Source organism: Amycolatopsis sp. NPDC006131, from assembly GCF_040614175.1.
Classification (GTDB): Bacteria; Actinomycetota; Actinomycetes; order Mycobacteriales; family Pseudonocardiaceae; genus Amycolatopsis_E; species Amycolatopsis_E tucumanensis.
In genome coordinates this window covers 17,005-36,562 of the sequence record NZ_JBEXTX010000082.1, presented here as the reverse complement: position 1 = coordinate 36,562, position 19,558 = coordinate 17,005, and the positions used below count along the sequence as shown (strand labels likewise).

14 protein-coding genes are annotated in these 19,558 nt (G+C 71.4%); 5 read left to right on the top strand and 9 right to left on the bottom strand.

What is annotated here, in order from left to right; genetic code table 11:
- Positions 1-127 precede the first annotated feature (127 nt).
- The 5 genes from ABZ215_RS31685 to ABZ215_RS31665 all read right to left on the bottom strand — a co-directional run bounded on the left by ABZ215_RS31685 (position 128) and on the right by ABZ215_RS31665 (position 6,020).
- Complete coding sequence (locus ABZ215_RS31685) at positions 128-1,681, bottom strand: acetolactate synthase large subunit (protein ID WP_354953819.1); 1,554 nt, start codon at positions 1,679-1,681, stop codon at positions 128-130.
- Positions 1,682-1,689: 8 nt separating this feature from the next.
- Positions 1,690-3,063: an FAD-binding oxidoreductase gene (locus ABZ215_RS31680; RefSeq protein ID WP_354953817.1), complete on the bottom strand. Its 1,374-nt coding sequence runs from the start codon at positions 3,061-3,063 to the stop codon at positions 1,690-1,692.
- 81 nt (positions 3,064-3,144) lie between these two features.
- Complete coding sequence (locus ABZ215_RS31675) at positions 3,145-3,708, bottom strand: hypothetical protein (RefSeq protein ID WP_027936219.1); 564 nt, start codon at positions 3,706-3,708, stop codon at positions 3,145-3,147.
- A 537-nt stretch (positions 3,709-4,245) separates the two neighbouring features.
- The gene (locus ABZ215_RS31670) at positions 4,246-4,746 is read right to left on the bottom strand and encodes a DUF3830 family protein (RefSeq protein WP_020420436.1); all 501 of its coding nucleotides are present in this window, start codon (positions 4,744-4,746) and stop codon (positions 4,246-4,248) included.
- A gap of 14 nt (positions 4,747-4,760) precedes the next feature.
- The gene (locus tag ABZ215_RS31665) at positions 4,761-6,020 is read right to left on the bottom strand and encodes an aminotransferase class III-fold pyridoxal phosphate-dependent enzyme (protein ID WP_354953815.1); all 1,260 of its coding nucleotides are present in this window, start codon (positions 6,018-6,020) and stop codon (positions 4,761-4,763) included.
- A gap of 94 nt (positions 6,021-6,114) precedes the next feature.
- On the opposite strand from ABZ215_RS31665, the gene ABZ215_RS31660 reads away from it, so the two are divergent.
- The 3 genes from ABZ215_RS31660 (at position 6,115) to ABZ215_RS31650 (ending at position 13,531) form a co-directional block, all read left to right on the top strand.
- Positions 6,115-7,578, top strand: a complete 1,464-nt coding sequence (locus ABZ215_RS31660) for an NAD-dependent succinate-semialdehyde dehydrogenase (protein WP_020420434.1) — start codon at positions 6,115-6,117, stop codon at positions 7,576-7,578.
- Entirely contained in the window at positions 7,575-8,633 is a 1,059-nt protein-coding gene (locus tag ABZ215_RS31655) for a tartrate dehydrogenase (protein ID WP_354953812.1), read from the top strand. The genes ABZ215_RS31660 and ABZ215_RS31655 overlap by 4 nt, the downstream gene beginning before the upstream one ends.
- Positions 8,634-9,229: 596 nt before the next feature.
- Complete coding sequence (locus tag ABZ215_RS31650; RefSeq protein WP_354953810.1) at positions 9,230-13,531, top strand: HAD-IC family P-type ATPase; 4,302 nt, start codon at positions 9,230-9,232, stop codon at positions 13,529-13,531.
- A gap of 27 nt (positions 13,532-13,558) precedes the next feature.
- On the opposite strand, the gene ABZ215_RS31645 is transcribed toward ABZ215_RS31650, so the two are convergent.
- The 4 genes from ABZ215_RS31645 to ABZ215_RS31630 form a co-directional block, all read right to left on the bottom strand.
- Complete coding sequence (locus tag ABZ215_RS31645) at positions 13,559-14,194, bottom strand: hypothetical protein (RefSeq protein ID WP_157358757.1); 636 nt, start codon at positions 14,192-14,194, stop codon at positions 13,559-13,561.
- Between the two features lie 107 nt (positions 14,195-14,301).
- Positions 14,302-14,967, bottom strand: coding sequence for a GntR family transcriptional regulator (locus ABZ215_RS31640; protein ID WP_020421576.1), 666 nt, complete (start codon positions 14,965-14,967; stop codon positions 14,302-14,304).
- Between the two features lie 3 nt (positions 14,968-14,970).
- Positions 14,971-15,687: a maleate cis-trans isomerase gene (locus tag ABZ215_RS31635; RefSeq protein ID WP_020421575.1), complete on the bottom strand. Its 717-nt coding sequence runs from the start codon at positions 15,685-15,687 to the stop codon at positions 14,971-14,973.
- A 42-nt stretch (positions 15,688-15,729) separates the two neighbouring features.
- On the bottom strand, positions 15,730-16,470 hold the full coding sequence (locus ABZ215_RS31630) for an Asp/Glu/hydantoin racemase (RefSeq protein WP_020421574.1): 741 nt from the start codon (positions 16,468-16,470) through the stop codon (positions 15,730-15,732).
- A gap of 90 nt (positions 16,471-16,560) precedes the next feature.
- Here ABZ215_RS31630 and ABZ215_RS31625 point away from each other — a divergent pair, with 90 nt between their 5' ends.
- The gene (locus ABZ215_RS31625; protein ID WP_354713462.1) at positions 16,561-17,556 is read left to right on the top strand and encodes a D-2-hydroxyacid dehydrogenase; all 996 of its coding nucleotides are present in this window, start codon (positions 16,561-16,563) and stop codon (positions 17,554-17,556) included.
- Positions 17,557-17,566: 10 nt separating this feature from the next.
- A complete protein-coding gene (locus ABZ215_RS31620) occupies positions 17,567-18,961 on the top strand; it encodes an amidase (protein ID WP_020421572.1) in 1,395 nt (464 codons plus the stop codon).
- The last annotated feature ends 597 nt before the right edge of the window (positions 18,962-19,558 follow it).

Sequence of the window (19,558 nt, the reverse complement as noted above, 5' to 3'; positions counted from 1 at the left end):
ATGTTCGGCTGCCGGTTGGCGGCCTGGGTTGCGGCCCTGGCTCAAGGTGATCGTTGCGTGTCAGGCGACGGGATGACCACCCAGCTCGGGTTGGGTTCAAAGATCAAGGGCACGGCGCTGCGCGCCGTCAGAGCAGTGGGGGTACCGCTGCATCAATGAGGTGCGGGCCGGGTTCGTTGACGGCGTTGCGGAATTGCTCGGCCAGTTCCTCGGCCGTCGTCGCCCTTGTTGCTGGGACGCCCATGCCTTCCGCGATCTTCACGAAGTCGATGTCGGGCCTTGCCAGGTCCAGCAGGTCCTTCGCCTTCGGGCCGGATGCTTCCGCTCCGACTCGCTGCAGTTCCATGCGCAGGATGGCATAGGCGTGGTTGTTCAGGATCACCGTTGTCACGTTCAGGTTTTCCCGCGCCATCGTCCACAGTGCCGAGATGGTGTAGAGGGCGCTGCCGTCCGCCTGCAGTGCGATCACCGGGCGGTCTGGGGCGGCGATCGCTGCACCGACAGCCACCGGGAGTCCCTGTCCGATGGCTCCGCCGGTCAGGGTGAGCACGTCGTGGCGTGGGGCACCGGCCGTCGCGCCCGGGAGCAACAGGCCCGAGGTGTTGGCCTCGTCCGAGATGATCGCGCCCTCCGGGAGCAGCGCGCCGATCACCTCGACCCAGTTCTGCACTGTCAGCGGACCGCTCGGCAGGGCGGGGCGAGCCGGTTCCTGCAGCACCGGGTCCACATCGGACGCGACCTCGTCCGCGAGTGCTTCCAGCGCGGCCACCACGTCCTGGTCCAGCTCTGCCAGCGTGTGCACCTGCGCGCCCTCCGGCACCAGATCGCTGGGCTTGCCGGGGTAGGCGAAGAACGACACCGGCGCCTTGGTCCCGGCCACGATGACGTGCTTGATGCCCTCCAGCTGCCACTGCACCTGCTCGGCCAGGTATGCCAGACGTTCGATCGTCGGCAGCCCGGCGCCGCGTTCCAGCCTCGCCGGGAAGGTTTCCACGAACGGCTTCGCCCCGGTCGCGGTGGCGATCCGGCTCACCGCCCGCAGGCCGGCTTCGCGGCAGGCGGGGCCGCCCACCAGCAACGCGACCGGCTCACCGGTCCGCAGCACCTCCGCCACCGCCTTGACCGTGGTGTCCGCGACGGTCTGCGGCGAGCGCGGCGGCACCGGCTTCACCGCGACACCACCGTCGCCCCACGAGACGTCCGCGGGCAGGATCAGCGTCGCCACCTTGCCCGGCGCCTCCTGCGCCGCGGCGACGGCGAACGCGGCGTCCGCGCCGACGTCCGCGCTGTTCCCCGACCGGCGCACCCACCCGTTCAGCGAACCGGCGATCGCCTCGATGTCCGACTCCAGCGGTGCGTCGTACTTCTTGTGGTACGTCGCGTGGTCGCCGATCACGTTCACCACCGGCACGTGCCCGCGCCGGGCGTTGTGCAGGTTCGCCAGGCCGTTGCCCAGCCCCGGCCCCAGGTGCAGGAGCGTCGCGGCCGGCTTGCCCGCGACCCGCGCGTAACCGTCGGCCGCGCCGGTGACCACGCCCTCGAACAGGGCCAGCACACCGCGCATCTCGGGCACCGAATCGAGCGCCGCGACGAAGTGCATCTCCGACGTGCCGGGATTGGAGAAGCACACGTCGACACCCGCGTCGACGAGCGTGCGGATCAGGGACTGCGCGCCGTTCATCTCACTCCTCAGTCGAACAGGACATCCGGGTTCAGGATGCCCTTCGGGTCGAAGGCCTGCTTGATCCGGCGCAGCAACGCGACCTTGGCCGGGTCTTCGAGCGCGAGGAAGTGGTCCTTCTTCGCCTGCCCGATCCCGTGCTCACCGGAAATCGCCCCGCCGGCCGACATGCCCGCGGCGAAGATGTCGTGCAGCAGCCGGTGCCGCTTCTCCGCGTCCTTGCAGAAGATTCCCAAGTGGACGTTGCCGTCCCCGGCGTGGCCGCAACCGATCGCACCGGCCTCGGCGGCCGTGGCCAGCTCCCGGACCTTCGCCAGGAACCCGGGCATCTCCGAGCGCGGCACCACGACGTCGATCACGTCGTCGGCGCCGGCGGCCTTCGCCGTCCAGAACGCCTTCTCCCGCGCCTCGATGAGCTTGCGCGCCGAACCGCCGTCCAGCACGTAAACGTCGGACGCGCCCAGCTCGCCGAGCAGCTCGCCGGCCCGCTCGACGTCGCCGTCCAGCCGGTCGTTGTCGCGGTTTTCCAGGCCCACCACCAGGTAGGCCTGCGTGGCGTTGCGGACCTCCTCGGGGACGCCCAGCTCCAGCTTTTCGTTGTAGGTGATCGCCGCCATCGTCAGGTTGTCGATGTACTCGAGGATGTTCGGCGTCAGGCCGCTGGCGATGATCTCCGGCACGGCGCGCATCACCTGGTCGAGATCACCGAACGGCGCGAGCAGCGTCGCCGCGTGCGGCAGGCGCGGGTACAGCTTGACGATCACCTCGGTGACCAGCGCGAGCGTGCCCTCCGAACCGATGATCAGCTGGGTCAGGTCGTAGCCACTGGAGATCTTGGACGTCTTGCCGCCGGTGCGGATGATCTCGCCGGTGGGCAGGACCGCCTGCAGGCCGACGATGTTGTGCCGCGCCACGCCGTACTTGACCGCGCGCATGCCGCCCGCATTGGTGCCGACGTTGCCGCCGACGCTCGCGCTCAGCTCGCCCGGGTAGACCGTGTAGGCGAGGCCGGCCTCCTTGGTGGCCTCGTCCAGTTCGCTGAGCGTGACGCCCGGCTGGACGACGGCGACCTGGTTGGCGGTGTCGACCTCCAGGACCGCGTTCATCCGCTCGAACGAGACGAGCACGCCGTCCTCGCGAGGGCGGGCCGCGCCGGACAGCCCGCTGCCCGAGCCGCGAGCCGTGACTGGCAGGCCGTTCTCGGTGGCCACGGCCAGCACGGCGGCGACCTCTTCGGCGGTGGCGGGTTTGACGACGTGGGCCGGTTTGATGGCGCCGACGGTGAGGGACTCGTCCTTCGCGTAGTCGTCCGGGACGGAGTCCCCGGAGAGGAGGTTGCGCTCGCCGACGATCTCGGCGATCCGCGCGGTGACGTCGCCCATGACGTGCCCGATCCTTTCCTGCGCCTGCCCGAATGACGGAAGCCTAGTACGGGAAGGCGCAGGACTGGAAGTGAAGGAGATTCATGTCTGGAGGAGTCGACGCAGCCGCCGCCGTCCGAGCAAGCGCGCCTGCGCGGCCTTGAGCAGGGTGAAGCTGCGGTTGATGTAGGCGGCCAGCTCGTCGGCCGGGTAGTGCACGATCGACAGGTGCTCGGAGTGGTCGCCCTGTTCCCAGCGGGCCACGGTGATCTCGTAGCCGGAAACGTGGGCGCACAGCTGGAGGAGGACCTCCGGCACCTCGGGCTCGATGAGCAGGTCGGCGTTCTGCACGACCAGATCGCGCATGGACCGGAGGGTGGGCAGGAAGACGGAGGTCACCCAGAGCCGCCATTCCGTGAGTTCCTCAGCGGTAGGCGGGGTTTCGTCGGCGAACGGGGAAACGCCGTTCCGGGAATGGCGTCGGCGGAACTCGGCGAACGTGCGGCTGTGGGCCTCACTGATGGAGAACAGCGGGCCGTACAACTCGCTCAGCTGCCGGTTGATCCGGGCCAGGCGTTCCTGCCGCTGCGACAGCCGGACGTTGTTCGTGTAAGTGGCGATGTAGCCGACGAAAGCGAGTACCACGGTCACGATCACTGCGCTCACGGCGGCGACGTTACCGGTGCCGGAAAAGGGGGCGGGGCCGGTCCGCGCCAACGTACCGGCCCCGCCTTCTCGGATCAGCGGGTCAGACCAGCCAGCCGAGGACGTGCGCGAGGCCGGCCAGGATGTTGGAAACGATGTCGTGGCCGTGGTGGAAGTGCGCAGCGAACATTGGAGAGGGGCTCCTTTGTGAAATCAATCCTTGCGAATCTGGCTGCTTTCGAAAGCAAGGGAAGATTTTCAGTTCCGCTGGGAAGTGTCAAACCGCCGCGGAAAGAGCGGAGCCCGTCGAATAGCGCGGTGGAAAATCCGCCCAGCCTAAACACGTAACACTTTCGGGTTCGCGGCCGGGGGTGGCGTTGCGCCGCTCGTAGCGCCGCCGGGCGGGCCCACCTGGGGCGATGCCGATCTTGATCCGGCACACCGGGTGATGCCCGCCCGAACGGGTGAAGGCATTGCCACGCAAGGTGATCCCCCCATGATCACACTGACGAGTGACGGGGGACCGGGGTTTTGCCCCTAACGACCGCAGGTCGACGGCTACTCGGCGCGGGCGAAGGACAGCGTTTCGCCCTCGACGCCACGCAGCCACAGGTCCTGCGCGGCCGCCGCCATTTCCGGCAGGCCCTCCACGATCGTGGCGAACACGTTGCCGGGCACCCAGCCCGCGTCGCCGTTGATGAGCAGGTTGTTCCGGCCGTAGAAGATCGCCAGATCGGTCGCGCCCTGGTCGCTGTGGGCCTCGCTGCTGTCTTCGTACCCGTACGCCGGATTTCCGATTTCCCACGCCTCGAACCCGAAATAAACGACATCCCCGGGAATGGGGGTGACCGTCGGGTTCTCCCGGCCCGGCTTCGGGTCGGCGAACGGCGGCACCAGCGTGTAGACCTCGTTGCGGGCGTACTTCGCGTGGTAGGCCGAACCGCTCTGCGGCAGCGCGTTCCACACCGCCTGGCAGGTCCGCGGCGCTTCCGCGTCCAGCAGCACGGCACGGCAGGACACGCCGCGCTTGTCGAGCGAGATGGTGATGTAGCGGGCCAACGTGCCTCTTCTCCCTACTTGGAACCGGTGACGGTGGCGACGGTCTCGGCCCAGATCGCGAGCGCGTCGTCGATCTGCTCGGCGGTGACCACCAGCGGCGGGATCATCCGCACGACGTTCGAGTACGCGCCGCAGGTGAGCAGCAGCAGCCCGCGCCGCGCCGCCTCCTGCTGCGCCGCCGCGGCCAGCGCGGTGTCCGGCGTGCCGTCGGCCTTGGTGAACTCCGAACCGACCAGCAGGCCCAGCCCGCGCACCTCGCCGATCTCCGGCGTCTTGTCGGCGATCAGCCGCGCGCCTTCGAGCAGCTGCTTGCCGCGCGCCGCAGCGTTCTCGACCAGATTCTCCTCCTCGATCACGTCGAGGGTGGCCAGCGCCGCCGCGCACGACACCGCGTTGCCGCCGTACGTGCCGCCCTGCGAACCGGGGAACGCCTTGGACATCAGCTCCTTCGGCGCCGCGATGCCGGACAGCGGGAAGCCGCTCGCCAGTCCCTTCGCGATCAGCACGACGTCCGGCTTCACGTCGAAGTGGTCGTGGCCCCAGAACCGGCCGGTGCGCCCGAACCCGGTCTGGATCTCGTCGATCACCAGCAGGATCCCGTGCCGGTCGGCGCGCTCGCGCAGCCCGGCCATGAACTCGGTGTTCGCCGGCACGTACCCGCCCTCGCCGAGCATCGGCTCGATGAAGAACGCGGCCGTCTCGTTCGGCGCGCTGATCGTCTGGAAGAGGTAGTCCAGCTCGCGCAGCGCGAACTTCGTCGCGGTCTGCTCGTCCCAGCCGTAGTGGTAGGCGTAGGGGAACGGCGCCACGTGCACGCCGCCCATCAGCGGCGAGATGCCGGCGCTGAACCGCGTGCCGGAGGTGGTCATCGACGCCGCGGCGACCGTGCGGCCGTGGAACCCGCCCTGGAAGACGATCACGTTCGGCCGCCCGGTGGCCTGCCGCGACAGGCGCAGCGCGGCTTCGACGGCCTCGCTGCCGGAGTTCGCGAAGAACAGCGAGTCGAGCCCCGCGGGCAGCACGTCGCCGAGCCGCTCGGTCAGCTTGAGCAGCGGCTGGTGCATCACGGTGGTGTACTGCGCGTGGATGACCTTGCCGATCTGCTCCTGTGCCGCCTTGACCACCTTCGGGTGGCAGTGGCCGGTGCTGGTCACACCGATCCCGGCGGTGAAGTCGAGGTGGCGGTTGCCGTCGACGTCGTAGAGGTAGGCGCCTTCGCCGTGCTCGACGACGACCGGAGTGGCCTGCTTGAGCAGGGGGGAGAGCTGGGCCATGACGGCGGAACTCCTAACCGGAGTGAGCTTGTAGATTGTTGACAATCTGTCTAGCATGGCCGGTGGACAGGCGCAAGGTTGATCAGGAGGACCAATGGCCGAGCTGACCGAATCGGGTGTCGTGGACGCCGTCGGCAAGGAGCTGTTCATCGGCGGGAAGTGGGTCCCGTCGAGCAGTGGGCGGACCTTCGCCGTCGAGGATCCCGCCACCGGCCGGGTCCTCTGCGAGGTCGCCGACGCCGCGCCCGAGGACGGGAAGGCGGCCCTCGACGCCGCCGTCGCCGCGCAGGCCGACTGGGCGAAGACGGCGCCGCGCGAGCGCAGCGAAATCCTGCGCCGCGCCTACGAACTGCTGAACGCGCGCGTCGACGAGCTGGCGCTGCTGATGACGCTGGAGATGGGCAAGCCGCTGGCCGAGGCGAAGGGCGAGGTCGCCTACGCCGCCGAGTTCTTCCGCTGGTTCTCCGAGGAGGCCGTGCGCATCGACGGTGGCTACCAGGTCGCGCCCAACGGGGCGGGCCGGTTCCTCGTCACCAAGCAGCCGGTCGGGCCGTGCCTGTTGATCACGCCGTGGAACTTCCCGATGGCGATGGGCGGCCGCAAGATCGGCCCGGCGATCGCCGCGGGCTGCACCATGGTCATCAAGCCGGCCGAGCAGACGCCGCTGTCGATGCTCGCGCTGGCCGCGATCCTGACCGAGGCGGGGCTGCCCGCCGGCGTGCTCAACGTGGTCACCACCAGCGACCCGGGCGGCGTGATGGAGCCGATGATCAAGGACGGCCGCGCGCGCAAGCTGTCCTTCACCGGATCCACCGCGGTCGGGCGCAAGCTGCTGGAGCAGTGCGCGGACAAGGTGCTGCGCACGTCGATGGAGCTGGGCGGCAACGCGCCGTTCCTGGTCTTCGACGACGCCGACCTGGACGCGGCGGTCGAGGGCGCCATGCAGGCCAAGATGCGCAACATCGGCGAGGCGTGCACCGCGGCCAACCGGTTCTACGTGCAGCGCGGGGTCGCCGACGAGTTCGCCCGGCGGCTGACCGAGCGGATGTCGGCGTTGCCGCTGGGGCGCGGCACCGAGCCCGGCGTGGTCGTCGGCCCGCTCATCGACGCCGACGCGGTGAACAAGGTGACCGAGCTGGTCGCCGACGCCACCTCCCGTGGCGCCAAGGTGCTCACCGGCGGGGCCACTGTGGACGGTCCGGGCAACTTCTACCAGGCCACGGTGCTCACCGACGTGCCGCGGGACGCCCGCATGGCGAGCGAGGAGATCTTCGGGCCGGTCGCGCCGATCAGCGTGTTCGACGACGAGGACGAGGCCGTCGCGGCGGCCAACGACACCGAGTACGGCCTGGTCAGCTACGTCTACACCAACGACCTCAAGCGTGCGCTGCGCGTGTCGGAGTCGCTGGAGGCCGGCATGATCGGGCTGAACCAGGGCATCGTGTCCAACCCGGCGGCGCCGTTCGGCGGGGTCAAGCAGTCCGGGCTCGGCCGCGAGGGCGGCACCGTCGGCATCGACGAGTTCCTGGAGACCAAGTACATCGCGGTGAGCCTGTGAGCACCTACCGGATCGCGAGCATCCCCGGTGACGGCATCGGGGTCGACGTCACCGCCGAGGCGCGCCAGGTCCTCGACCGGGCAGGCGAAGTGCACGGGTTCCGTCTGGAGTGGACGGAGTTCGACTGGAGCTGCGAGCGGTACACCAAGACCGGCCGGATGATGCCGGAGGACGGCATCGACCGGTTGCGGCCGTTCGACGGGATCCTGCTCGGCGCGGTCGGGTTCCCCGGGGTGCCGGACCACGTGTCGCTGTGGGGGCTGCTGATCCCGATCCGGCGGGCGTTCGCGCAGTACGTGAACCTGCGGCCGGTGCGGCTGCTGCCCGGGACGACGTCCGTGCTGGCCGGCCGGGAGGCCGACGAGCTGGAGATGGTGATCGTCCGGGAGAACACCGAGGGCGAGTACTCGCAGATCGGCGGGCGGCACAACCCGGGTCAGCCGGGCGAGTTCGTGGTGCAGGAGTCGATCTTCACGCGGGTCGGGGTCGAGCGGATCATCCGGTTCGCGTTCGAGCTGGCCCGCACCCGCAGCGGCCGGGTGTGCTCGGCGACCAAGTCGAACGGGATCATCCACACGATGCCGTTCTGGGACGAGGTGTTCGCGGAGGTCGCCGCGGAGTACCCGGACGTCCACAGTGAACAGACGCACATCGACGCGCTGGCGGCGCGCATGGTGCAGCACCCGGACCGGCTGGACGTCGTGGTGGGGTCGAACCTGTTCGGCGACATCCTGAGCGACCTGGCGGCGGCCGTGACGGGCGGGCTGGGCATGGCGCCGTCCGGCAACGTCAACCCGCCGGGCGAGTACCCGTCGATGTTCGAGGCGGTGCACGGAAGCGCCCCGGACATCGCCGGGCAGGGCATCGCGAACCCGGTGGCGCAGATCCTGGCCGGCGCGATGATGCTGGAGCACCTGGGCGAGAAGTCGGCCGCCGCGGCGGTGCACAGCGCGGTCGAGGAGGTGCTCGCGGCCGGCGAGGTGGCGACCCCGGACCTGGGCGGCAAGTCGACGACGACCGAGCTGGGGGCCGCCATCACGGCCGCGCTCGCCTGACGGCGGCGCTCGCCTGACGGCCGCGCTCGGGTGGCGGCTGCGCTCGCGTGCGGCCGCACCCCGCCTGACCGCCGCGCGCGCCGGAGCGCCGCGCCTGCCTGACGGCCGATCTCGCCTGACGGCTGCGCTCGCCTCGGCCGATCTCGCGCGGCGGCGTGGCGGCGGGGTGGCGTGTGGCAACGGGGCGCGGTGTGGCGGTGGCGGGCCGTGCGGCGGTGGGGTGCCGCGCGGCGGCCGCCCTCGCCTGACGGCAGGGTGCTGCCCACGCCCCATGGCCCCGCGGCCGAAGGCGCTGCCTGGACCGCCGCCCCGGCCTGCCAGGCTCGCACGGCTCGTCCGCGGGCTGCGGGCGCTGCCCAGCCCGCCCTGGCGTGCGTCCCCGGCCGGGCGGGCAGTGCCGCCTCGGCGAGCTCGCCGCCGGAAACGGCGAGCTCGCCGTCCGGAGTGGTCGGCTCGCCTGCCCGGGCGGGCGACTCATCGCGAGGCAGCCGCATGGCCGGTCCCGGAAATCCGGGGCCGACCTGCGGCCGCAGGCATATCTTCACCCGTAGTGGGCAACCCCATGCACCTGGAGCGTCGAGGTGCGGGAGTGGTTCATGGAGTTGCTGGGTGTCCGGGTGCCCGGTCCGGTGTCGGCGGTGAAGGGCCTCGCCGGGGCGGTGTTGTCGCCGCTGAGCAGGCCCCGCCGCCGGGTGTGGTCCTGCCCTGGACGGCTGCACATCGAGGCCCACGGGGTGCACGGGCCGGGCGGCGAAGCGGTCGCGCAGCGCATCGAGCAGGCCGTGCAGCGCCACCCGGGCGTCGCGTGGGCCCGGGTCAACGCGCCCTCGTCCCGGGTGATCATCGGCGTCGACGACCCCGCCCCGGACAGCGACGAGCTGATCCGCGTCGTCGAGGAGGCCGAGGGCGCGCCCAACGGCGTCGGCGAAGAGATCAAAGAGGACGAGCTGCACCACCCGGCCGACGGCCTGCGCGGCACCCGCCTCCTGCCGACCCTGGCCGCCGACACCCTCGGCCTCGGTCTGTCGCTGATCACCCGGCTCGCGCCGTGGGCGCCGATCCCGACCGAGATCGCCGCGCTGCCCAACGTCGTCGACCTGCACCCGCGCCTGCGCAAGATCGCCGCCGAGCGGGTCGGCAGCCGGGAAAAGGCCGACACCGCGACCTCGGCCTTCGGCGCGTTCGCGCAGGGCCTGGCCTCCGGCGGCGAGGGCACGGTCGTCGACATCATCCAGCGCGCCGAGCAGTGGCGTGAGGCCCGCGCGCACGAACGGCTGTGGTGCCAGGCGGAGAGCCGCCTGATCCACGGCCCGGAGGACGCCGCAGCCGGACCGGTCGTCGTCGAGCGGCCGCGCGAGATCCCGGACGGCCCGGTCGAACAGTACGAGCAGCGCATTCTCAACCTCGGCGCCGCCGCGGCCGCCGTCTCGCTGCCGTTCGCGCGCCCCCGCCGGGCGATCGGCATCGGCCTGGCCGCGCTGCCCAAGGCCGCCGAGGCCGGGCGCACCGCGTTCGGCGCGCGCCTCGGCCGCGTCCTGGCCACCGAGGGCGTGCTCGTCATGGACCGCGGGGTGCTGCGACACCTGGACGCCATCGACACCCTCGTCCTCGACGAGCAGGCCTTCGACACCGGGCGCATGGTTCTCAACGACCTCGTCCCTGTCGGCGACGGCGACGCCAGCGAGCTGGTCGAACGCGCCTGGCAACTGTTCGACGCGCACACCCCCGGCAAGGTCCACGAGGACGACGGCTGGCGCCTCGGCCCGCTCGACGAGCTGGGCGTCGACCAGGGCGCGCACGAGCGCGAGCAGCTGGAGAAGCGTGGCGCCGCGGCGGTCCTCGGCCTGGTGCGGGACCAGCAGCTGACCGCCGTCATCGGCCTCGGCAGGCAGGTGCCGCCGGGCGTGGCCGCGGTGATCGCCGCCGCCCGGCGCGCCAACATCGAGGTCGTCAGCGCCAACGGCGGGCACGCCGCGTTCGAGGCCGACCGGCTCATGCCCGGCGGTGAGCGCCTCGTCTCGACCGTGCGCGAGCTGCAGGGCGAGGGGCACGTGGTGATGCTGGTGTCCGACAACCGGCGCGCGCTCGGCGCCGCCGACTGCGGCATCGGCACCCAGCGGCCAGGCGACCCGCCGCCGTGGGGCGCGCACCTGCTGATCGGCGAGGAGATCGGCATCGCCGCGCTGGTCGTCGACGCGATCGCCGCCGCCCGCGAGGTCAACCGCGACAGCATCTGGCTGTCCCAGGGCGCGACCGGCGTCGGAGCGGTTAGCGCGCTGCAGCCGGGGCGCCGCAGCCCGGCCAACCGGGCGATGCGGGCGGTCAACCTGGGCGCGGCCGTCGCACTCACCAACGCGCACCGCCGCGCCAAGAAGCTCGCCGAGCGGGACACGAGCCTGGCCGGCGACGCCGCGCCGTGGCACCTGATGCCGGTGGACGTCGTGCTCGACCGCCTCGGCACCGACCCGGACGGCCTGAGCGACGACGCCGCCGAGAAGCGCGCCCGTGCCCGCGGCACCGGCAGCGGCGGCCGGACGAGCCTGATGCAGGCGTTCATCAACGAGCTGTCCAACCCGCTCACCCCGGTCCTGATCGGCGGCGCCGCGCTGTCCGCGTCCGTCGGGTCGCCGGTGGACGCCGCGCTCGTCGCCGGGATCACCGGCGTGTCCGCGCTGGTCGGCAGCCTCCAGCAGGTCCACACCGAGAAGCAGCTGGCCGAGCTGCTGAGCCGGTCGGCGATCAGCACCACGGTGATCCGCGGCGGCCGGGAGCGCGTGGTCAGCGCGGACGACCTGGTGCCCGGCGACGTCGTCAAGCTGAGCTCCGGCGACGTCGTGCCCGCGGACTGCCGCCTGCTCGAAGCCGACGGCGTCGAAGCGGACGAGTCGTCGCTGACCGGCGAGTCGCTGCCGGTGGCGAAGGACCCGTCGCCGGTGATCGCCGCGGACGTCGCCGAGCGCGCGTCGATGCTGTACGAGGGCACGACGATCGCGGCCGGTGAGGCCATCGGCATCGTCGTCGCGACTGGCGCGGACACCGAGGCGGGCCGCAGCATGGCGATGGCGCGCGAGAACGCGCCGGTGACCGGCGTCGAGACCCGGCTGGCCGAGCTGACCTCGAAGTCGATGCCGCTGGCGATCGGGTCGGCCGTGGCGGTGGCCGGCGCCGGCCTGCTGCGCCGGGTGCCGCTGCGGGAAAGCCTGTCCGCCGCGGTGAACCTGGCCGTCGCGTCGGTGCCGGAGGGGCTGCCGTTCCTGGTCAGCGCCGCGCAACTGGCGGCAGCGCGGCGGCTCGCCGAGCACAACGCGCTGGTCCGCAACCCGCGCAGCATCGAGGCGCTGGGCCGCGTCGACGTGTTGTGCTTCGACAAGACCGGCACCCTGACCGAGGGGACGCTGACGGTCCACGAGGTCGACGACGGCCACAAGCGCCGCAAGATCGAGGAGCTGGACGACGAGACCGAGTCGGTGCTGCTCACCGCGCTGCGGGCGACGCCGCACGCCGACGACCCGTCCGACCTGCCGCACGCGACGGACCGCGCGATCGTCGAGGGCGCGCGCCGGGTTTCCGTGCACACCGACGGCTGGGAACTGGTCGACGCGGTGCCGTTCGAGCCGTCCCGCGGCTACCACGCCTCGCTGATGCGCAACGGCGACGGACTGGTGCTGAGCGTCAAGGGCGCGCCGGAGTCCGTGCTGCCGCGCTGCGACCTGGACGAGGGCAGGCGGAAGAAGCTGGCGGGCCGGATGAAGAAGCTGGCCAAGGCCGGGCAGCGGGTGCTCGCCGTCGCCGAGTCCACTCCGGACAGTGCGACGCTCGACGAGGACGCCGTGACGGGCTTGCGGTTCAAGGGTTTCGTCGCGATCGCCGACCCGGTGCGGGGGAGCGCGGCGGCCGCGGCGGCGGACCTGCGGGCGGCGGGCGTGCAGATCGTGATGATCACCGGCGACCACCCGGACACCGGTGAGGCGATCGCGGGCAAGGTCAGCGAGGATGGCGCCGACCTGCACGTGGTGACCGGCGCCGAGCTGGACGCGATGGATGACGAACAGCTGGCGTCCACTTTGGAGACCGTGGACGTGGTGGCGCGGTGCAGCCCGGCGCAGAAGGTCCGGATCATCAAGGCGTACCAGAAGCACGGCCACACGGTCGCGATGACCGGGGACGGCGCGAACGACGCGCCCGCGATCCGGCTCGCGGACGTCGGCATCGCGCTCGGCGGGCACGGCGCACCGGCCGCGCGGGCCGCGGCCGACCTGGTGGTGACCGACGACCGCCTGGAGACGATCATCGCGGCGCTCGTCGAGGGCAGGGCGATGTGGGCCTCGGTGCGGGAGGCGCTGGCGATCCTGCTCGGCGGGAACCTCGGCGAGATCGGGTTCAGCGTGCTCGGCGCGACGCTCACCGGCCGGTCGCCGCTCGGTGCCCGGCAGTTCCTGCTGGTCAACCTGCTGACCGACCTGGCGCCTGCGCTGGCGATCGCGTTGCGGCGGCCCGAGGACGGCTCCGACCTGCTGCGAGAGGGGCCGGAGAGCTCGCTGGGCAAGCGCTTGCAGAAGGACATCGGCGTGCGCGCCGGGGTGACGACCCTCGGCGCGACGACCGCGTGGATGCTGGCGCGGGCGACGGGCCGCGGCCGCCGGGCGAGCACGGTCGCGCTGGCCGGGTTAGTCGGCACGCAGCTCGGGCAGACGCTCCTGACGGGCGGCTGGAACCGGTCGGTGCTGGCGACATCCCTCGGTTCGGTGGCCCTGCTCGCGGCCGTGATCCAGACGCCCGGGGTCAGCCAGTTCTTCGGCTGCACGCCGCTCGGCCCGATCGGGTGGGGGATGGCGCTGGGCAGCGCGGGCGCGGCGACGGCACTGGGCGCGGTGGTCGGGCGGACGATCGAGGGCTGAGTCAGGCGCGGGTGAGCGCGGGCCGGTTCACCCGGCCCGCGCCAAGCTCCGTCCCAGCTCGATGGCCAGCCGTTGCACGAAGATCTGGGCGGACCCCTGGCGAGCGCGATCGCTGTTGCCCAGCTGCTTGACCTCGGCGGCGACGGCCAGATCCCCCACGGCCTCGACGACGACGCACTGGGACATGTCGTCCGCGCCGATGGTGCAGAACGCGACCCCGGCGTCGATGTCCGAGAAGGGCGGGACCTGCACGGTGACGATCCGGCCGGGCCCGACGTCGCCGCGGCAACCGGAAGTCATGTGCACCTCCCACACCGCCGCCGACGCCTCGATCACTTCGTAACGGACAGCCAGCTCGGTCACGACGTAGTCCGCGCTCTGCCACTGCGCGCGCTCGGCCGCGACGATGTTCGCGTCGGAGGTCAGGGCGTCGGCGCACTTCTCGACGAGCGTGTAGCCCGTGCCGTCCGACTCGCCGATCGGCACCGCCTGGGCGGCCCGATCGAGGTCGAGCAGGGCGCCGTCGTCGTCGGTGAGCATCGCGGACACCAGGCGCTGCTGGTCCTCCGGTGTGGGCAACGCCCGCACGGACACCGGCGCCGTGGGGGCGGCGTCCTCCGGTTCCGGTGGCGGTGCCGCCGCCGTGCACGCGGACAAGGCCAACAGCGCACCCAACAGCCACCCGCGCACGCGATCCTCCCGGTTCCCCCGCGCCGCGCGCGGACAAACCAAGATCGCGAACCCGCAACCTTCCGTTACAGCAGCACGAATCAGGCGTGCAGGCTGGTCCCCGGGGCGAGGCGCTGCACCGCGTCCTCCATGTGCGCCTCCAGCAGCGACACCGCGAGCTCCTCGTCGCCGGCGCCGATCGCCTCCGCGATGCGCTTGTGCTCGGTCACCCGCTCCTCGTTCGTCGCGTACGTGCGGTGCAGCGCGGACAGGCACATCCGCGTCTCGATGAGCAGCGTCCGCGCCATCCGCCCGAGCCGCTTGGACCCCGAGGCCGCCACCAGCTCCTCGTGGAACCGGACGTCCGCGGCCGACACCTCGTCCCCGTCGGTGGCCGACGCCATCTCCTCCACCGCATCCAGCAGCCGGACGGCCAGCCCCTCCCGGTCACCGTGCCGCAGCACCCGGATCAGCGCGGCCCGCTCGATGGCGAACCGCGCCGAGTAGATGTCGTGCACGTCGTCCGGTTCGAGGTCGATCACGAACAGCCCGCGGTGCCGCTCGCTGCGCAGCAGCCCCTCCGACACCAGCCGCTGCATCGCCTCGCGCAGCGGGCCGCGGGACACCTGGAACCGGCCTGCCAGCTCGGTCTCCCCGAGCTGCGTGCCCGGCGCGAACGTGCCGTTCATGATCGCCTCGCGGAGCTGCCGCGCGATGATCGCCGCGGTCGACTCCCGGCTCACCGGTTCGATGTCGGCCAGGGCCATGGTTCACCTGCCTTCTGCGAACAGTCTGCCCAGCTGTTCGCACCGGGGCACCTGGCCGGTCAGCCGGAGCCCTTCCCAGATCGTCACCTGGTTCGCGGTCAGGACCGGCTTGCCCAGCCGCTCCTCGATCGCGCCCAGCACACCGAGCGTGCGCATCGCGGTGTCGGGCACCAGCACGGCGTCCGCCGCCGGGTGATCATGCGCCACCGCCAGCTCGACGACCGCCTCGGGGCTCAGCCTGCCCACCTCCGCGGCCGTGTCGATGTCCTCGCTCGACATGGCGACCACCTCGATGCCGCCCGCGCCGAGGAACTCCACGAACAGCTTCGCCACGTCGTCCGGGTAACTCGCGGCCACCGAGACCCGCTTCAGACCGAGCGCCTGCGCGGCCCGGACGAACGCGAACGACGTGCTCGACGCCGGCTTGCCCGCGGCGGCCGACAGCTTCTCCACCTGCTCGTGCGCGCCCTGCCAGCGGTAGACGAAGCTGCCGCTGGTGCACGCCCACACCACGGCGTCCGGCTCGTGCTTGGCGAGCAGCGCAGCGCCCTCGGCCAGCCGCTTCTCGCTGCCCAGGTCGAGCAGCTCGGGCACGGCGTGCAGGTCGGTGCCGTAGATGTGCTCGACCGGCAGCGAGATCCGGTAACCCAGCAGCCGCTCGGCGAACGGGTAGTCGTCCTCCGCGGCGTGGTCCGGGTAGATGAAGCCGACGGTCGCCATGCACAAACCTCCCAAATTGTAGACAATCCTACGTTACGGTGTTCAGGACACTTCGCGCAGCCACTTGCCGGGACCGACGATCGGCAGCTCCATGCGTCTCAGGCAAGCCCACATCGTGAGCTGGTTCGCGGTCAGCACGGGCTTGCCCAGGGCCACCTCCAGCGGTTCGATCACGTCGTACGTCGGGAGGTTCGTGCAGCTCACGAAGATCGCCTCGGCGTCAGGGTGGTCGGCGCCGAGTATCCGCTCGGCGATCGTGCGGTAGCTGACCTTCCAGATCCCGCCGCCGAGCCCGAGGTGGTCGCTGGAGACGGTGTCCACGTTCAGCTCGGCGAGGAAGTCGTGCAGGCTCGCCGTCAGGTCCGCGTCGTAGGGGGTGATCACCGCGACCTTGTGGACGTCCAGCAGGTGCAGCACCTCGGCCAGCGCGCCCGACGTGGTGACCGCGTCCGGCGCGCCGGCGTCGCAGATCGCCTTGCACAGCGAGCGTTCGTAGTCCAGGCCGTTGACGAAGCTGCCCGACGTGCACAGGTACGCGACCACCTCGGGCTCGACGTGCAGCACGTCGCGGGTGGCGGCGGCCAGGTGCTGGTGGTTGCTGACCAGCTGGGCCATCTCCATGCTGACCGGCACCGGTTCGTAGGGCGTGCGGGCGAGGTGCAGCGACACCTCCATCGGGATCCAGCGCCAGAGCTCGCGCTCCAGCGCCAGGTCGAAGGGTGCGATGACTCCGATGCCTCGCTGCGCCAGTGGCCCGTCGAAGACAGGGAAGTCGAAATCCAAGGCTCAGCCTCCGGGACGTTCTGAAGGAAGCCTCCGGGGTGGCTCCTCGGATTGTTGACAATCATACGACCGGCTCTTACCGTGTCAACGGTGATCGGTACTGAGAATCCGGTGCTGGCGGTGTTGTGCGGTGAAGACCAGGCCCGGGACCTCACCGAATCGCCGGCCATGCAGCGCATCGCTTCGACGGCCGTCGTGCGTTACACGGGCGAGGCCGGCCTGGCCGACGCGCTCCGCGGCGCCGACGTCCTTTTTGTCCACGACTTCCTTTCCCGTGCGGTGCCGGAGGCCTGGCACGCGGCGGACCGCCTGCGGTGGCTGCACATCGCGAGCGCCGGGGTGGATCCGGTGATGTTCCCCGGGATGCGGGACAGCGACGTCGTGCTCACCAACTCGCGCGGCGTGTTCGACGACTCGATAGCGGAATACGTCCTGGGGGTGATCCTCACCTTCGCGAAGGACCTGCACGGGTCGCTCGACCTGCAGCGCCAGAGCCGCTGGCAGCACCGCGAGACCGAGCGGATCGCCGGGCGCTCGGCGCTGGTGGTGGGCACCGGGCCGATCGGCAGGGCGATCGCGCGGATGCTGCGCGCCGTCGGGATGAGCGTCTCGGGCGCCGGCCGCCGGGCGCGCTCCGGGGACCCGGACTTCGGGGACGTGCACGCGTCGGACCGGCTGGTGGAGCACCTGCCGGCGTTCGACTACGTCGTCGCCGTGGCGCCGCTGACCGAGGAGACCAAGGGCCTGTTCGACGCCGCGGCGTTCGCCGCGATGAAGCCGACCGCGCGGTTCGTCAACGTCGGCCGCGGCGAGCTGGTGGTCACCGGCGACCTGGTCGAGGCCCTGCGGACGGGGCGCATCGCGGGCGCCGCGCTGGACGTGTTCGACACCGAGCCGCTGCCCATCGACAGTCCGTTGTGGACGATGCGGAACGTGCTGGTCTCGCCGCACATGTCCGGTGACTTCATCGGGTGGCGGGACACGCTGGTCGAGGTGTTCGCGGACAACTTCCACCGCTGGCAGACTGGCGCCCCGCTTCGTAATGTCGTGGACAAGCAGCTGGGGTACGTGCCGTCCGATCGGTGAGGAGTTCACCATGAGCACCCTGTTGACGGCGAGTGAGCTGGTCGCCGCCTACTCGACCGGCGAGATCAGCCCCGTCGAGGCGACCGAGGCCGCGCTGCGCTCGATCGAGGAGCGGGACAGGGAGTGCAACGCGTTCTGCCTGGTCGACCCGGAGGTGGCCCGCGAGGGCGCCAAGGCGTCGGAGGCGCGGTGGCGCGAGGGCAACCCGATCGGCTCGCTGGACGGGGTGCCGACTTCGATCAAGGACATGTTCCTCACCCAGGGCTGGCCCACCCTGCGTGGTTCGACGTGCGTCGACCGGGACCAGCCGTGGGAGGTGGACAGCCCGGTCACCGCGCGGCTGCGGGAGAACGGGCTGGTGCTGCTCGGCAAGACGACCACGCCCGAGCTGGCGTGGAAGGGCGTGACGGACAACCCGCTGACCGGGGTGACGCGCAACCCGTGGAACCCGGCGAAGACGCCTGGCGGGTCCAGTGGTGGCAGTGGTGCGGCGGTCGCGGCCGGGATGGGTGAGCTGTCGGTCGGGACCGATGGTGGCGGGTCGGTGCGGATCCCGGCGTCGTTCTGCGGGATCGTGGGGTTGAAGCCGACATACGGTCGTATCCCGTTGTGGCCGGCGAGCCCGTTCGGGGCGTTGTCGCATGCCGGGCCGATGGCGCGGTCGGTGTCGGACGTGGCGTTGTTGCTCGACGTGCTGGCGCTGCCGGACCACCGGGACCCGAACGCGCTGGAGCCGCCGCTGGGCGCGTACCGCGAGGCCGTGCGGCGGGACGTGCGGGGTTTGTATGCAGCGTTCTCGCCGACGCTCGGCTGGGCCCGGGTGGACCCCGAGGTGCGGCAGATAGTCACGTCGGCGGTGGCCGCGCTCGACGAGGCCGGGTTGCGGGTCGAGGAGGCCGACCCGGGTTTCGCCGACCCGCGGGAGGCGTTCGACGTGCTGTGGTCGACCGGCGCCGCGCAGTGGCTGGACACGTTCCCGGCCGGCTGCGAGGCGAAGATCGACCCGGGCCTGCGGCAGGTGTGGGAGCAGGGGAAGACGTACTCGGCGTCGGACTACCTGGCGGCGAACGCGGAGCGCGCGGCGCTGGGCATCCGCATGGGCGAGTTCCACACGCGGTACGACGTGCTGATCACCCCGACGGTGGCCGTCCCGCCCTTCGAGGCTGGGTTTGACGTGCCGCCGGGCAGCGGAATGAGCGGCTGGCCGGACTGGACGCCCTTCACGTACCCGTTCAACATGACCCAACAGCCGGCGATCAGCGTCCCGGCGGGGACGACGGCGGATGGTCTGCCGGTGGGGTTGCAGATCGTGGGGCCGCGGCACTCGGATGACCTGGTGCTGGCGGTGGCGAGGCTGTTCGAGGAGGTCCGTCCCTGGCCGACGGACCGGCCCGCTGGGCGGTGAGTCGGGCGGCGGCCGGTGGCTCGGTGAGCTGGGCGGCTGGCTGGTTGGTGAGTTGGGCGGCCTGCGGTTTGGTGAGCTGGACGGCCGGCTCGGCGGTGAATGGCTCGTTCATCGCCGCGCGACCTGGATCTTTCATCGCGTCGCGAGTGGCGCGTGCATGAGTGGACCTCTCGCCGAACGATGAATGGTCCATTCATCGCCGCGCTAGCTGCACCTGTCGTCGACTCGCCGGTGGCGCGTGCATGAGTGGGCCTCTCGCCGAGTGATGAATGGTCCGTTCATCGCGGGGCGAGGTGCCCTGTCGTCGAGTCGCGGGTGGCGGCTGCATGAGTGGACCTCTGGTCAAGCGATGAACGGTCCATTCACGCCGGGCGAGGTGCCCTGTCGTCGTGTCGCGGGTGGCGCGTGCATGAGTGGGCCTCTCGCCGAGTGATGAATGGTCCGTTCATCGCGGGGCGAGGTGCCCTGTCGTCGAGTCGCGGGTGGCGGCTGCATGAGTGGACCTCTGGTCAAGCGATGAACGGTCCATTCACGCCGGGCGAGGTGCCCTGTCGTCGACCCGCCGGTGACACCTGCATGAGTGGGCCTCTCAGCGAG